Raw genomic sequence first — 14,860 nt, forward strand, 5'->3', positions numbered from 1 at the left:
AGTAAACCGGAGGCAGGAATAATAAATAATAAAGTAAACAGCTGCCAGGGTTAGTAATATTTCTAGTCAACACATAGCAGCTATTAGAGATAAACAAGTCAACCATTATTAGGGAAGTACATTGACTAATATATTTTGTTCGTTTCATATTTTCGTTTCACGTCCGTGATCTGTTCGGTTCACGTATGTGAGCTCAATAGTTTACGTACGTGGACTGATGGGAGCATGTACGTGAAACGATTTATTGTTACTGACGGAATATATTAATCATGCCTGCATGATAGCATAATGAATCGTTCATTTGCTGTTGTTCCTAGGTACTTATCTTTCCTTTGCCCGGATAAACATTGTCACAAACTTAAACGGATATGAATGGAGCCTGTTTCCATGTAAATTGTCACAACTTATTCTTTATGATTACTTATGTATGCTACATCAGTATGGGGCACAGTATAAGTCATAATATCGGTCATAACAAGTATTAATACCTGATTCCTCAATCATTAATAGTTGATATGGGGCTGACTAAAAAGCCGGTAGTATCTCAAATGGGAGTGACTAAAAAGTCGATTCTATCTCGAATCTCCTCCTTCCGGAAGGAGGAGTACCCGTAGGGGGAGGTGGTAGGTGAATACATAATTCTTTCATTTACAGTAAAATAGGAATATACATCATTTTACCTACCACCCCGGCTTTCAGCCACCCCTCCTTCCCGAAGGGAGGGGAATTGGAGATACTACCGACTTTTTAGTCAACCCTGACGACTCAGGTATTAACGCCTGATATACCACATAAAACACCTGATATTCCGAATGAAAAAAGCCAAGATAAGATTATGAAAAGAACCATAAACCGTATCTCATGAATAAACAAACTTCGGGTGCGATTGACTTGCTTCCGGGATAATTGCGTGTAAGAGGTGCTGTGCCAAGAAGGCGAAAGGGGCTTCCTGACTTCTTTTTTCAACATTTCTTTTTCCATTCTTGCATTTATGCGCTAAAATTTATAACTTTCCACTCGAAAAGGCGTTGAATGAAGAAAGGAGGATGGCTTATGAAGAAAGGATATATTTTGTGGTTGCTGATAAGCGTGATTAGCCTTCCGGTAGTTGCGCAGAATATCATTTATTCAAACTTGAAGGAGTTGATGGCTCAAGATGGCGATACCCTTGCAGTGTTGCGAGTAGAGAAGCGTTCCAGAAGCCAGATTCTATTGACAGGCGGGGCTGACTACCGGATAACGGCAGGCAATGATGAATCTATGTGCCGCCAGTTGAAGAAGCGTTGTTTTGCGGTGCGTACTTCTGAAGGAGACTTATTTATCAACTGTCGTAAGTTGCGTTATAAAAAGATGCGTTTCGGGGCGTGGTATGCTCCGGCTGTTCAGTTGGGCAAAAATATCTATTTCTGTGCGATGCCATTAGGGTCGGTAATTGGTGGGACATTTGCAGAAGAAGATGATGTGAAACTGGGCGGAAATGTGGGAGATGCTCTTGCTGCTTCAAGTCTGGTTACTAAACGGGTCTGCTATGAGCTGAACGGTGAGACCGGAAAGATTGATTTTGTAGGAAAAGAAAAGATGGCGCAACTGCTGGAAAAACATCCGGAATGGAAAAAAGCCTACCTTACAAAAGACAGTCAGGAAGCGAAGCATACCTTCAAGTATCTGCAAATGCTGTGTGGTGAGCAGCAGAAAGAATAAATAATACCTTTCTGATAATAAATCTACCAAAACCTTTGTCTTTTCTCTTCTTTTTTTCTATATTGCGAAGAGTTATAGAACTGTATTGCTTACAGTTTGTAATCCTTAATTCTGCTTATTATGAAGATAACTCTTGGCAACACGTTACCTCCCTACCCAGCTTTCATAGAAGGTATCCGGAGGGCCCCCGACCGTAGTTATACGCTTACGCCGGCGCAGACAGCTACGGCATTGAAGAATGCATTGCGCTATATCCCCTTGGAATTGCATGAGCAACTGGCACCTGAATTTATGGAAGAATTGCGTACCCGTGGGCGAATTTACGGATACCGCTTCCGTCCCGCAGGCGATCTGAAAGCCAGGCCGATTGATGAATATCGTGGCAAATGTGTGGAAGGCAAAGCCTTTCAAGTAATGATTGACAACAATCTCTGTTTTGATATCGCGTTGTATCCCTATGAACTTGTTACTTATGGTGAAACCGGCCAAGTTTGTCAGAACTGGATGCAATACCTCCTGATCAAGCAATATCTCGAAGAACTTACTCCTGAGCGAACACTGGTCATTGAGTCCGGACATCCGTTGGGACTGTTTCGTTCCCGTCCCGATGCTCCCCGCGTTATTATTACCAACTCTATGATGATAGGTCAGTTCGACAATCAGCACGACTGGCACATTGCCGCACAAATGGGAGTTGCCAACTATGGGCAGATGACGGCGGGCGGCTGGATGTATATCGGTCCGCAGGGTATTGTTCATGGCACTTTCAATACATTACTCAATGCCGGGCGATTGAAACTCGGCATTCCGCAGGACAAAGATTTGCGTGGTCACCTCTTCGTATCTTCCGGTTTGGGAGGAATGAGCGGGGCACAGCCAAAGGCAGCCGAAATAGCCGGAGCAGCCTCTATTATAGCCGAAGTCGATAGCTCCCGTATCGAAACACGTTATCGGCAGGGATGGGTAGGCCATGTCACACAGGACCTGTCGGAAGCTTTCCGCCTGGCAAAAGAAGCGATGGAACGTCGGGAACCTTGCTCGATAGCCTATCATGGCAACGTCGTCGATTTGCTGGAATATGCGGAACGCGAGCAGATTCATATTGAACTTTTGTCCGATCAAACCTCTTGTCATGCCGTTTACGAAGGAGGCTACTGTCCCGCAGGCTTGACTTTCGATGAGCGGACCCGCCTTCTTCATGAATCTCCTGATCAGTTCCGTCGTCTGGCAGACGCTTCTTTGCGCCGCCATTTTGAGGTAATCCGGAAACTGGTGGCATGCGGCACTTACTTCTTCGATTATGGCAACTCCTTTATGAAAGCGATTTATGATGCCGGAGTGAAAGAGATTTCCCGCAATGGAGTTGATGAGAAAGACGGATTTATATGGCCGAGTTATGTAGAAGATATCATGGGACCCCAACTCTTTGATTATGGCTATGGCCCCTTCCGATGGGTATGTCTGAGCGGTAGGCACGAAGATCTGATAAAAACGGACCGTGCCGCAATGGAGTGCATTGATGTCAATCGCCGGGGACAGGATCTGGATAATTATAACTGGATACGCGACGCCGAAAAGAACAGGCTGGTAGTAGGTACTCAGGCACGTATTCTCTATCAGGATGCCGTAGGAAGAATGAATATCGCCCTCCGTTTCAATGAAATGGTACGGCGGGGAGAAGTAGGACCGATCATGTTGGGCCGCGATCATCATGATGTGAGTGGAACCGATTCGCCTTTCCGTGAGACATCGAATATCAAAGACGGAAGTAATGTCATGGCTGATATGGCCGTGCAGTGTTTCGCCGGAAACTGCGCGCGTGGCATGAGCTTGGTAGCCCTGCATAATGGCGGCGGAGTCGGTATCGGAAAAGCGATTAATGGCGGCTTCGGCATGGTATGTGACGGCAGCGAACGGGTAGACGAGATACTTCGCTCGGCTATGCTTTGGGATGTGATGGGCGGAGTGGCCCGCCGTTCGTGGGCCCGCAATCCGCATGCAATGGAAACTAGTGACGCTTTCAATGAATCACATTCGGAAGGGTATCATATAACGATGCCTTATCTGGCTGATGACGAGCTGATTAAAAAGACAATAAAAGAAGCATTGTAATAGAAAGTAACGAAATAGAGAAATAAATATGAATTGGAGTAAGATCATCGAATGTGTCCCCAACTTTAGCGAGGGACGTGATTTGGAGAAAATAGACAAGATAGTAGCCCCTTTTCGTGGCAAATCCGGCGTGAAGCTGCTCGATTATAGCAATGATGAAGATCATAACCGTCTGGTAGTCACTTTGGTTGGCGAACCGGAAGCCTTGCGCGATGCAGTCATTGAAGCTATCGGCATTGCTGTCCGTCTGATAGACCTTAATCATCATAGCGGACAGCATCCCCGCATGGGAGCGGTGGACGTGGTTCCTTTCATTCCGATCAAGAATACGACGATGGAAGAAGCCGTCGCCCTGTCGAAAGAAGTGGCTTCCCGGGTGGCGGAACTATATAATCTCCCTGTCTTTCTGTATGAAAAGTCCGCCACAGCTCCGCATCGGGAAAATCTGGCCTCCGTCCGTAAGGGAGAATTTGAAGGAATGGCGGAGAAAATCAGACTTCCCGAATGGCAGCCCGACTTCGGCCCTGCCGAGCGTCATCCCACTGCCGGAACGGTAGCTATCGGTGCCCGAATGCCGCTAGTCGCTTATAACATCAATCTGAGTACCAATAATCTTGAAATAGCCACGAAGATAGCAAAAAATATCCGGCATATCAACGGCGGTCTCCGCTACGTCAAAGCAATGGGGGTGGAACTGAAAGAGCGGAATATCACCCAAGTATCCATTAATATGACCGATTACACCCGCACCGCCCTTTACCGTGCTTTCGAATTGGTGCGTATTGAGGCCCGCCGCTATGGAGTGACGATTGTTGGAAGTGAGATCATTGGTCTGGTGCCGATGGAAGCGCTGATAGATACGGCCTCCTATTATTTAGGACTGGAGAATTTCTCCATGCAGCAGGTGCTGGAAGCGCGTATCATGGAATAGCGCCCGGAGTATTAAAATAATGTGCGTCCGATATAAAGCTGCTGAAACTTATATCGAATTATGATTGAAATAGTAAGAACCGAATAATAAAAGATCAATGAGTGAAAACCTGATTATATTCAATGCCCGTATTGTCACCCCGACAGGAATCTCCGCCCGTAAAGGTGCGGAAATGAGACAACTCCGCATCATAGAAAACGGAACGGTAGAAGTGACCAAAGGCATCATCACTTACGTCGGCGAGAGTCGTGGCGAAGATCGTGACGGCTACTACCAGCATTACTGGCATTACAACGCCCGGGGACATTGCCTGCTTCCGGGCTTTGTCGATTCGCATACCCATTTTGTTTTTGGCGGAGAACGTTCCGAAGAATTTTCATGGCGGCTGAAAGGCGAAAGCTATATGTCCATCATGGAACGTGGCGGAGGGATAGCCAGTACCGTAAAAGCTACCCGGCAAATGAATTTCCTGAAACTTCGCTCGGCAGCCGAAGGCTTTCTGAAGAAGATGAGTGCTATGGGAGTCACCACGGTAGAAGGTAAAAGCGGTTATGGACTCGATCGGGAAACAGAGCTGCTGCAACTGAAAATAATGCGCAGCCTGAACAATGACGAGCACAAACGTATCGACATTGTATCCACTTTCTTAGGAGCCCACGCCCTTCCCGAAGAGTATAAAGGAAGAGGAGACGAATACATCGACTTTCTGATTCGTGAAATGCTCCCCGTTATCCGCGAGAACGAACTAGCCGAATGTTGTGATGTCTTTTGCGAACAAGGAGTTTTCTCTGTCGAACAGTCCCGCCGTCTCCTTCGGGCAGCCAAAGAACAAGGCTTCCTGTTAAAGCTCCATGCCGATGAAATCGTTTCCTTTGGTGGTGCTGAGCTGGCTGCCGAACTGGGCGCTTTGTCTGCTGATCATCTGCTTCAGGCTTCCGATGCCGGAATCCGTGCAATGGCCGACGCAGGAGTAGTAGCTACCCTGCTGCCTCTGACGGCTTTCGCACTGAAAGAACCTTATGCACGCGGTCGTGAAATGATTGATGCCGGCTGTGCCGTAGCACTTGCCACAGACTTGAATCCGGGAAGCTGTTTCTCCGGTTCCATCCCGTTGACCATTGCTTTGGCGTGTATTTACATGAAACTTAGCATCGAAGAAACCATCACTGCCCTCACACTAAACGGGGCTGCTGCCCTTCATCGGGCAGACCGGATCGGAAGTATCGAAGTAGGCAAGCAAGGTGACTTTGTCATACTGAATTCGGACAATTATCACATTCTGCCATACTACGTAGGCATGAACTGTGTCATCATGACTATTAAAGGCGGTATGTTATACCCCGTCAATTGATAACTAAAAGCATAAAATACCATGTTAGCAGATTTAACCGTAAAAGATTTCTTAGATAAGGTAGCCGGCAATGATCCGGTACCCGGCGGTGGCAGTATTGCCGCTTTAGGTGGAGCGCTGGCTTCCGCTTTGGCCACGATGGTGACAGGACTCACCATCGGCAAGAAAGGATATGAAGCCAGCGAAGAAGTAATGCAGCACGCACAGACGCTTACCACCCGATTCCAAAAAGAATTCATCGCCTTGATTGATAAAGACTCCGAAGCCTATGATGAAGTTTTTGTCTGTTTTAAACTTCCCAAAGCTACCGATGAAGAAAAAGCTGTCCGTAGCGCTGCCATTCAGGAAGCCACCAGGCATGCCGCCCTCATTCCGATGGAAGTTGCCCGAAAAGCACTTGAAGTGATGCCCGTCATAGCAGACATCGCCCGTCTGGGAAACCGGAACGCTATTACAGACGCCTGTGTAGCCATGATGGCGGCACGATCCGCCGTATTGGGGGCATTGCTGAATGTCCGCATTAATCTGGGGGTACTCAAAGACAAAGAATTTGTCCAGGGCTTGCAAGCCGAAGCGGACCGGATAGAGCAAACCGCTTGCCGGAAAGAGAAAGAATTACTGGATGCCGTCAACCAAGATTTACGCGTATGAGCAAGAATGTGTATCAAATAGGTTCCGGAGAACTGACCTTCGAAATCATCGAACGGATCATCAACGAGAATCTGAAGCTGGAACTGGCTCCCGAAGCCAAGCTCCGCATTCAGAAATGCCGTGATTATCTAGACCATAAAATAGCTTCTTCCGAAGAACCTCTTTATGGCATCACCACCGGCTTCGGCTCATTATGCACTAAAAATATTTCTTCCGGCGAATTGGGAACCTTGCAGGAAAACCTGATAAAGAGCCATGCCTGCAGTGTAGGCGAAGAAATCCGTCCTGTCATCATCAAACTGATGATGTTACTCAAAGCCCACGCTCTCTCGTTGGGACATAGCGGCGTGCAACTAATCACCGTACAGCGTATCCTCGACTTTTTCAATAACGATGTACTGCCCATCGTCTATGACCGCGGTTCTTTGGGAGCTTCCGGCGATCTCGCCCCATTAGCCAATCTGTTCCTTCCTTTGATTGGTGTGGGCGACGTCAACTATAAAGGAAAGAAATGCGAAGCAATCAGCGTGCTCGACGAATTTGGCTGGGAACCCGTCCGGCTCATGAGCAAGGAAGGGCTTGCACTGCTCAACGGTACCCAGTTCATGAGTGCCAATGGTGTATTTGCCATTCTCAAAGCCTTCCGCCTTTCCAAGAAAGCCGACCTGATAGCTGCTCTTTCTCTTGAAGCCTTCGACGGACGCATCGACCCGTTTATGGATTGCATCCAGCAGATACGCCCTCATCCCGGACAGATCGAGACGGGAGAGGCTTTCCGTAAACTGCTGGCAGGCAGCGAACTGATCGAACGTCCCAAGGCGCACGTACAGGATCCTTACTCTTTCCGTTGCATCCCGCAAGTGCATGGTGCCACGAAAGACGCTATCCGCTATGTTTCCTCCGTACTGCTGACCGAAATCAATTCCGTCACGGACAATCCAACGATCTTCCCTGACGAAGACAGAATCATTTCCGGTGGAAATTTCCACGGTCAGCCGTTGGCTATCTCCTATGACTTTCTCGCTATTGCCTTGGCAGAACTGGGAAACATTTCCGAACGCCGTGTCTCTCAATTGATTATGGGACTTCGCGAACTTCCGGAGTTTTTGGTAGCCAATCCGGGACTGAATTCCGGTTTTATGATTCCCCAATATGCTGCTGCGTCTATGGTCAGCCAGAACAAAATGTACTGTTATGCCGCATCGAGCGATTCCATCGTTTCGTCCAACGGGCAGGAAGATCATGTAAGTATGGGAGCCAATGCCGCAACCAAACTTTATAAAGTGATGGACAACCTTGAACATATCCTTGCCATCGAACTGATGAATGCTGCGCAGGGCATCGATTTCCGCCGTCCGCTGAAAACGTCTCCGCTGCTGGAGAGTTTCCTGCATGCCTACCGGAAAGAAGTGCCTTTTGTGAAAGATGACATCGTGATGTATAAAGAAATACATAAAACAGTCGCTTTTTTAAAAAGGACTAAGTTAGAGTACTAAACCTCCTTTTTCGCTTTTCGTTAATAATGGTGACTGTTATTGCCGGATAAACGATCGATTCTTATCGGTATTTATCCGGCATTTGCCGATTATTCTCCCTCTTACAGCGATAAAACTTTACTTCATATACCTCTATTCCTTACTTTTGCTCTATATTTCCTCTTAACACTTGTTTTCATATACCTCTAATGAATGATAATATTTATCAAATGGGCTATAAATAAAAGGAAACTTGATTTGTTAATTGAGTTTTCTATATATCTTTGTTCCGTTTTTCGCTTTAAATGGTGAATTTATAGAAAACTGAGTCTAACAAAATCTAAAAAGAGTGATGATGGAGCATGGAAGAGACGCGTCCCAAAAGGCGGAGCTGAGAGAACGGATTATAATGACCGCGACAGAAGCTTTTACTTTGAAAGGTATCAAGTGTATTACGATGGATGACATTGCGGCAGCATTGGGCATTTCCAAACGTACGCTCTATGAGGTTTTTGCAGATAAGGAATCATTATTGAAGGAGTGTATTCTGCAAAAGCAAGCCGAGAGAGACAAATACTTGCAGGAGATATACGAGCAATCCAACAATGTGCTGGAGGTGATACTTGCTGTCTTTCAGAAAAGCATCGAGATCTTTCATCAGACCAACAAGCGCTTCTTCGAGGATATCAAGAAATATCCGAAGGTATATGCGATGATGAAAGACCGTAGCGAAAGTGACTCAGAGAAGACGATGTCTTTCTTTAAGTCGGGCGTGGAGCAAGGTATCTTTCGTTCGGATGTCAACTTTGAGATAGTCAATCTGTTGGTGCGCGAGCAGTTTGATGTGCTGTTGAATACGGACATTTGCAACGAATATCCTTTTATAGAAGTATATGAGTCCATCATGTTTACTTATATACGTGGCATTTCCACGGAAAAAGGAGCCAAAGTTTTAGAGGAATTTATATCAGAATATCGTAAAAACCGGGTCGAGCAACAATAGAAGTAAGGTTCGGATGACAAACAATTAAGGATCAAATAGAAACGAGTTTATGAACAGATTGAAAAGATTGACAGGCAAGAAAATGCTTCTGACGGCAATGGCTCTCTGTGCGTTTGGCTTTGCAAAGGCTCAGACGGAGCAGACAACGCAGAATACGCTGACATTGACGCTGGACAAAGCCCTGGAAATAGCGTTGGATGAGAATCCTACGATAAAGGTGGCGGCAGAAGAAATTGCCTTAAAGAAAGTTGCAAGTAAGGAAGCATGGCAGAGCCTGTTACCCGAAGCAAGCCTAAACGGATCACTGGATCACACGATCAAAGCGGCTGAAATGAAACTGAACGATATGTCGTTCAAGATGGGGCAGGACGGTACGAATACCGCCAATGCCGGACTGAGCATTAACCTGCCTTTGTTTGCACCGGCTGTTTATCGGGCTATGTCAATGACAAAGACGGATATCGAACTGGCAGTGGAGAAGTCGCGTGCTTCCGAACTGGATTTGATTAATCAAGTGACCAAGGCTTATTATCAGCTGATGCTTGCACAAGATAGTTATGAAGTGCTTCAAGGCAGCTATAAGTTGGCAGAAGATAATTTCAATGTCGTGAACGCCAAATATCAACAAGGTGCAGTCAGCGAATTTGACAAGATCAGCGCAGAAGTACAGATGCGCAGCATCAAGCCGAATGTCATTTCTGCCGCCAATGCCGTGACGCTGGCAAAACTCCAGTTGAAAGTGTTGATGGGCATTACGGCTGATGTGGATATTAAGACTGACGATAATCTGACAAACTACGAATCAATGCTGTTTGCCAATCAGTTGAAAGAAGAAGATATGAGTCTGGAGAACAATACAACGATGAAGCAGTTCGAGCTGAATATGAAATTGCTCGAAAAGAACGTGAAGTCGCTGAAAACGAACTTCATGCCTACTTTGTCGATGAGCTTCTCTTATCAATATCAGTCTTTGTATAATCCGAACATCAATTTCTTTGATTATACGTGGAGCAACAGTTCGTCTTTGATGTTCAATCTGAGCATTCCTTTGTATAGGGCGAGCAACTTTACGAAGGTAAAATCGGCCCGCATCCAGATGCGCCAGCTTGACTGGAACCGCATCGATACGGAGAGAAAACTGAATATGCAGGTAGTCAGCTACCGTAACAATATGACTGCCAGCTCCGAGCAGGTGGTCAGCAACAAAGAAAACGTGATGCAGGCTGAAAAAGCGGTACAGATTGCCGGAAAACGTTATGAAGTCGGTAAGGGAACCGTGCTTGAACTTAACAGTTCGCAGGTATCACTGACGCAGGCACAACTTACTTACAATCAATCAATCTACGATTACCTGGTAGCTAAGGCTGACCTTGATCAGGTTTTGGGAAAACAATAAAGATAGACAACTAAAATTACAACTAAGGAATATGAAAAAAGGTATCCAATTAGTGGCTCTGCTATTGACAGTAGTAATGAGCTCATGTACGGGTGGAAAAGATAAGGCTGCTGTGAAACAGGAAGACGAGAAGCCCAGAGTAAAAGTGGCTGATGTAACAGCCCGTCCCGTAGATCAGATACAGGATTATACAGCGACGGTAGAAGCTGAAGTAAAGAACAACATTGCTCCTTCGTCACCTGTCCGCATCGACCGGATTCTGGTAGAAGTGGGCGACCGTGTATCCAAAGGCCAGAAGCTGGTGCAGATGGATGCAGCCAACCTCACACAGACGAAACTGCAACTGGACAATCAGCAAATTGAATTTAATCGTATCGACGAACTTTATAAGGTAGGCGGTGCTTCCAAATCAGAGTGGGATGCTGCGAAGATGCAGCTCGATGTGAAGCAGACTGCTTATGATAATTTGGTAGAGAATACGTTTCTGTTGAGCCCGATCAACGGAGTAATCACTGCCCGTAATTACGATAATGGTGATATGTATAGTGGCGGAAGTCCGGTGCTGGTAGTAGAGCAGATCACTCCGGTCAAGCTGATGATCAATGTGTCTGAAACCTACTTCACGAAGGTGAAGAAAGGCGAACCGGTAGATGTGAAGCTGGATGTATATGGCGACGAACTGTTCAAGGGAACTATCAGCCTGATCTATCCGACTATCGACGCAACTACCCGTACTTTCCAGATCGAGATCAAGTTGGACAACAAAGATCAGCGTGTACGTCCGGGAATGTTTGCCCGTGCTACCTTGAACTTCGGTACGGCGGACAACGTCGTAGTACCCGACTTGGCTATTGTGAAACAGGCAGGTTCCGGCGATCGCTATGTGTACGTTTATAAAGATGGTAAAGTGTCCTACAACAAAGTGGAGTTAGGCAGACGCATGGGCTCGGAGTATGAGCTGAAATCCGGTGTGCCCGATAACTCGCAGGTGGTAGTGGCCGGACAGGCACGTCTGATAAACGGTACGGAAGTAGAGATCGAGAAGTAAAATCACTATTAAACTAATCACTATAAAGAAATGAGTTTATACGAAGGTGCGGTTAAGAAACCGATTATGACCTCCCTCTGCTTTCTGGCAGTGGTGATTTTTGGTCTTTTCTCTTTGTCCAAGTTACCTATCGACTTGTATCCGGACATCGATACAAATACGATCATGGTAATGACCGCATATCCTGGCGCAAGTGCTTCGGATATAGAAAATAACGTTACCCGACCGCTGGAGAATACCTTGAATGCGGTGAGTAACCTGAAACATATTACCTCTCGTTCTTCCGAGAATATGTCATTGATTACATTGGAATTTGAGTTTGGTAATGATATTGACGTGCTGACGAATGATGTGCGTGACAAACTCGATATGGTAAGCTCACAGCTGCCGGATGATGTCGAGAATCCGATCATCTTCAAGTTCAGTACGGACATGATTCCGATTGTATTGCTTTCGGTACAGGCCAATGAGAGCCAGGCCGCGCTTTACAAGATACTGGACGACCGTGTGGTTAACCCGTTGGCACGTATTCCCGGTGTGGGAACGGTGTCTATCAGTGGTGCGCCGCAGCGTGAGATTCAGGTATATTGCGACCCTAACAAACTGGAAGCTTATAACCTGAGCATTGAAACTATCAGCTCTATTATCGGAGCCGAAAACAAGAATATTCCGGGCGGTAACTTCGATATCGGTAGTGAGACGTATGCCCTCCGTGTGGAAGGGGAGTTTGATGATTCCCGCCAGTTGGCAGATATCGTAGTAGGTACGCACAATGGAGCGAATGTCTTCCTGCGTGATGTGGCCCGCATCGTGGATACGGTGGAAGAGCGTGCGCAGGAAACCTATAATAACGGTGTGCAGGGTGCGATGATTGTGGTTCAGAAGCAGTCGGGCGCCAACTCTGTAGAAATTTCCCGTAAGGTAGAGGAAGCGCTTCCGCGTTTGCAGAAGAACCTGCCGAGTGATGTGAAGCTGGGAGTGATTGTCGATACTTCCGATAATATCTTGAATACGATTGACAGTTTGGCAGAGACTGTAATGTATGCCTTGCTGTTCGTTGTGATCGTCGTGTTCCTGTTCCTGGGACGCTGGCGTGCGACATTGATTATCTGTATCACGATTCCGCTTTCGTTGATCGCTTCCTTTATCTATCTGGCGATTACCGGAAATACGATCAACATTATCTCACTGTCGTCTCTGTCTATTGCCATCGGTATGGTGGTGGATGATGCGATTGTGGTACTTGAAAACGTGACGACACATATTGAGCGTGGTTCGGACCCGAAACAGGCAGCAGTACATGGAACGAATGAGGTGGCTATTTCCGTAATCGCTTCTACGCTGACCATGATCGCTGTGTTCTTCCCGTTGACCATGGTAAGCGGTATGTCCGGTGTGCTCTTCAAACAGCTGGGCTGGATGATGTGTGCCATCATGTTTGTGTCTACCGTCGCGGCTCTGTCACTGACCCCGATGCTCTGTTCGCAATTACTTCGCCTGCAGAAGCGGCCGTCGAAGATGTTCAAGCTCTTCTTTACTCCGATAGAGAAAGCGTTGGACGCACTCGATGCAGGTTATGCGAAAATGCTGAACTGGGCAGTTCGTCATCGTCCGGTTGTGATTGTGGGATGTATTGCTTTCTTCGTTGTCAGCTTGCTGTGTGCGAAAGGAATCGGTACGGAATTCTTCCCTGCACAGGATAATGCCCGTATTGCTGTTCAGCTTGAATTGCCGATCGGTACACGAAAAGAGATTGCTCAGGAACTTTCTGAGAAGCTGACTAACCAGTGGCTGACGAAGTATAAAGATATCATGAAGGTATGTAACTATACCGTAGGTCAGGCGGACTCGGATAATACGTGGGCTTCCATGCAGGACAACGGCTCGCACATTATTTCCTTCAACATCAGTCTGGTAGACCCGGGAGATCGTGATATCTCACTGGAAACAGTCTGTGACGAGATGCGTCAGGACTTGAAAGGTTATCCGGAGTTCAGCAAGGCACAGGTTATTCTGGGAGGTAGTAATACAGGTATGTCTGCTCAGGCAAGTGCCGACTTTGAGATATACGGATACGATATGACGATGACTGATAGCGTAGCAGCCCGTTTGAAACGTGAGTTGCTGACCGTGAAAGGGGTGACCGAGGTAAACATCAGCCGTAGTGACTACCAGCCTGAGTATCAGGTTGACTTCGACCGTGAGAAGCTGGCGATGCACGGACTGAACCTGGCTACAGCCGGTAACTACCTGCGTAATCGTATCAATGGTGCCGTTGCTTCCAAATATCGTGAAGACGGAGATGAGTATGATATCAAAGTGCGCTATGCACCCGAATATCGTACAAGTCTGGAAAGCATCGAGAACATCCTTATTTATAATGCCAAAGGCGAATCCGTGCGTGTAAAAGATGTCGGAAAGGTAGTCGAACGTTTTGCGCCTCCTACCATTGAGCGTAAAGACCGTGAACGTATCGTGACCGTATCCGCCGTTATCTCCGGTGCTCCGTTGGGTGACGTAGTGGCAGCAGGTAACAAGCTTATTGATAAGATGGATATTCCGGGAGAAATCACGATTCAGATTTCCGGTTCGTACGAAGACCAGCAGGACTCGTTCCGTGACTTGGGAACACTGGGTATCCTGATTGTTATCCTTGTATTCATCGTAATGGCGGCACAGTTCGAGTCTCTGACTTATCCGTTCATTATCATGTTCTCTCTGCCGTTTGCATTTAGTGGAGTCTTGATGGCGTTGTTCTTTACGGGCAGTACGCTGAGTGTAATGAGTTTGCTGGGAGGTATCATGCTGATTGGTATTGTGGTGAAGAACGGTATTGTGCTCATTGACTACATCACGCTCTGTCGAGAGCGGGGTATGGCGGTCATCAACTCTGTGGTGACATCCGGTAAGAGCCGTCTCCGTCCGGTATTGATGACAACAGCCACAACCGTTCTGGGTATGATCCCGATGGCTATCGGTGGCGGACAAGGTTCTGAAATGTGGAGTCCGATGGCGATTGCCGTAATCGGTGGTCTGACGGTATCTACTGTGTTGACACTCGTCCTGATTCCTACGCTGTACTGTGTATTTGCCGGAACAGGTATCAAGAACAGACGTCGTAAACTCCATCGCAAACGCGAACTGGATGTCTACTTCCAGGAACATAAAGATGAAATTATTAAGAAATAACAG

General features: G+C 46.8%; 10 protein-coding genes. All 10 read left to right on the forward strand.

Features of this window, described 5'->3' with window-relative positions; translation table 11 throughout:
* Window positions 1–1,053 precede the first annotated feature (1,053 nt).
* The 10 genes from NBH01_RS25400 to NBH01_RS25445 all read left to right on the forward strand — a co-directional run bounded on the left by NBH01_RS25400 (window position 1,054) and on the right by NBH01_RS25445 (window position 14,857).
* Entirely contained in the window at window positions 1,054–1,701 is a 648-nt protein-coding gene (locus tag NBH01_RS25400) for a DUF6563 family protein (protein ID WP_032850491.1), read from the forward strand.
* A gap of 120 nt (window positions 1,702–1,821) precedes the next feature.
* Window positions 1,822–3,813 carry a urocanate hydratase gene (hutU, locus tag NBH01_RS25405; protein WP_062694291.1) on the forward strand — a complete coding sequence of 664 codons (1,992 nt, stop codon included), beginning with the start codon at window positions 1,822–1,824 and terminating at the stop codon, window positions 3,811–3,813.
* A 28-nt stretch (window positions 3,814–3,841) separates the two neighbouring features.
* Window positions 3,842–4,744 (forward strand): glutamate formimidoyltransferase, encoded by a 903-nt coding sequence (gene ftcD, locus NBH01_RS25410; RefSeq protein WP_008762058.1) that lies wholly within the window; start codon window positions 3,842–3,844, stop codon window positions 4,742–4,744.
* 97 nt (window positions 4,745–4,841) lie between these two features.
* A complete protein-coding gene (gene hutI / locus NBH01_RS25415; protein ID WP_062694293.1) occupies window positions 4,842–6,095 on the forward strand; it encodes an imidazolonepropionase in 1,254 nt (417 codons plus the stop codon).
* Between the two features lie 21 nt (window positions 6,096–6,116).
* Window positions 6,117–6,746: a cyclodeaminase/cyclohydrolase family protein gene (locus NBH01_RS25420; protein WP_062694295.1), complete on the forward strand. Its 630-nt coding sequence runs from the start codon at window positions 6,117–6,119 to the stop codon at window positions 6,744–6,746.
* Entirely contained in the window at window positions 6,743–8,242 is a 1,500-nt protein-coding gene (gene hutH, locus NBH01_RS25425; protein ID WP_008762061.1) for a histidine ammonia-lyase, read from the forward strand. Before NBH01_RS25420 ends, hutH begins: the two co-directional genes overlap by 4 nt.
* 331 nt (window positions 8,243–8,573) lie before the next feature.
* Window positions 8,574–9,224: a TetR/AcrR family transcriptional regulator gene (locus tag NBH01_RS25430; protein WP_055221670.1), complete on the forward strand. Its 651-nt coding sequence runs from the start codon at window positions 8,574–8,576 to the stop codon at window positions 9,222–9,224.
* Window positions 9,225–9,273: 49 nt separating this feature from the next.
* The gene (locus NBH01_RS25435; RefSeq protein WP_008762063.1) at window positions 9,274–10,620 is read left to right on the forward strand and encodes a TolC family protein; all 1,347 of its coding nucleotides are present in this window, start codon (window positions 9,274–9,276) and stop codon (window positions 10,618–10,620) included.
* A 31-nt stretch (window positions 10,621–10,651) separates the two neighbouring features.
* Window positions 10,652–11,668 carry an efflux RND transporter periplasmic adaptor subunit gene (locus NBH01_RS25440; RefSeq protein ID WP_062694297.1) on the forward strand — a complete coding sequence of 339 codons (1,017 nt, stop codon included), beginning with the start codon at window positions 10,652–10,654 and terminating at the stop codon, window positions 11,666–11,668.
* A 30-nt stretch (window positions 11,669–11,698) separates the two neighbouring features.
* Window positions 11,699–14,857 carry an efflux RND transporter permease subunit gene (locus NBH01_RS25445; RefSeq protein ID WP_211479276.1) on the forward strand — a complete coding sequence of 1,053 codons (3,159 nt, stop codon included), beginning with the start codon at window positions 11,699–11,701 and terminating at the stop codon, window positions 14,855–14,857.
* Window positions 14,858–14,860: the final 3 nt, after the last annotated feature.

Source organism: Bacteroides sp. B1-V-101, assembly GCF_023656585.1.
Taxonomy (GTDB): Bacteria; Bacteroidota; Bacteroidia; order Bacteroidales; family Bacteroidaceae; genus Bacteroides; species Bacteroides thetaiotaomicron.

What these genes read in the sequence shown, in the direction of transcription:
- NBH01_RS25400 (WP_032850491.1), top strand. Translation starts at nt 1,054, where the DNA reads ATGAAGAAAGGATATATTTTGTGGTTGCTGATAAGCGTGATTAGCCTT.
- hutU (WP_062694291.1), top strand. Translation starts at nt 1,822, where the DNA reads ATGAAGATAACTCTTGGCAACACGTTACCTCCCTACCCAGCTTTCATA.
- ftcD (WP_008762058.1), top strand. Translation starts at nt 3,842, where the DNA reads ATGAATTGGAGTAAGATCATCGAATGTGTCCCCAACTTTAGCGAGGGA.
- hutI (WP_062694293.1), top strand. Translation starts at nt 4,842, where the DNA reads ATGAGTGAAAACCTGATTATATTCAATGCCCGTATTGTCACCCCGACA.
- NBH01_RS25420 (WP_062694295.1), top strand. Translation starts at nt 6,117, where the DNA reads ATGTTAGCAGATTTAACCGTAAAAGATTTCTTAGATAAGGTAGCCGGC.
- hutH (WP_008762061.1), top strand. Translation starts at nt 6,743, where the DNA reads ATGAGCAAGAATGTGTATCAAATAGGTTCCGGAGAACTGACCTTCGAA.
- NBH01_RS25430 (WP_055221670.1), top strand. Translation starts at nt 8,574, where the DNA reads ATGATGGAGCATGGAAGAGACGCGTCCCAAAAGGCGGAGCTGAGAGAA.
- NBH01_RS25435 (WP_008762063.1), top strand. Translation starts at nt 9,274, where the DNA reads ATGAACAGATTGAAAAGATTGACAGGCAAGAAAATGCTTCTGACGGCA.
- NBH01_RS25440 (WP_062694297.1), top strand. Translation starts at nt 10,652, where the DNA reads ATGAAAAAAGGTATCCAATTAGTGGCTCTGCTATTGACAGTAGTAATG.
- NBH01_RS25445 (WP_211479276.1), top strand. Translation starts at nt 11,699, where the DNA reads ATGAGTTTATACGAAGGTGCGGTTAAGAAACCGATTATGACCTCCCTC.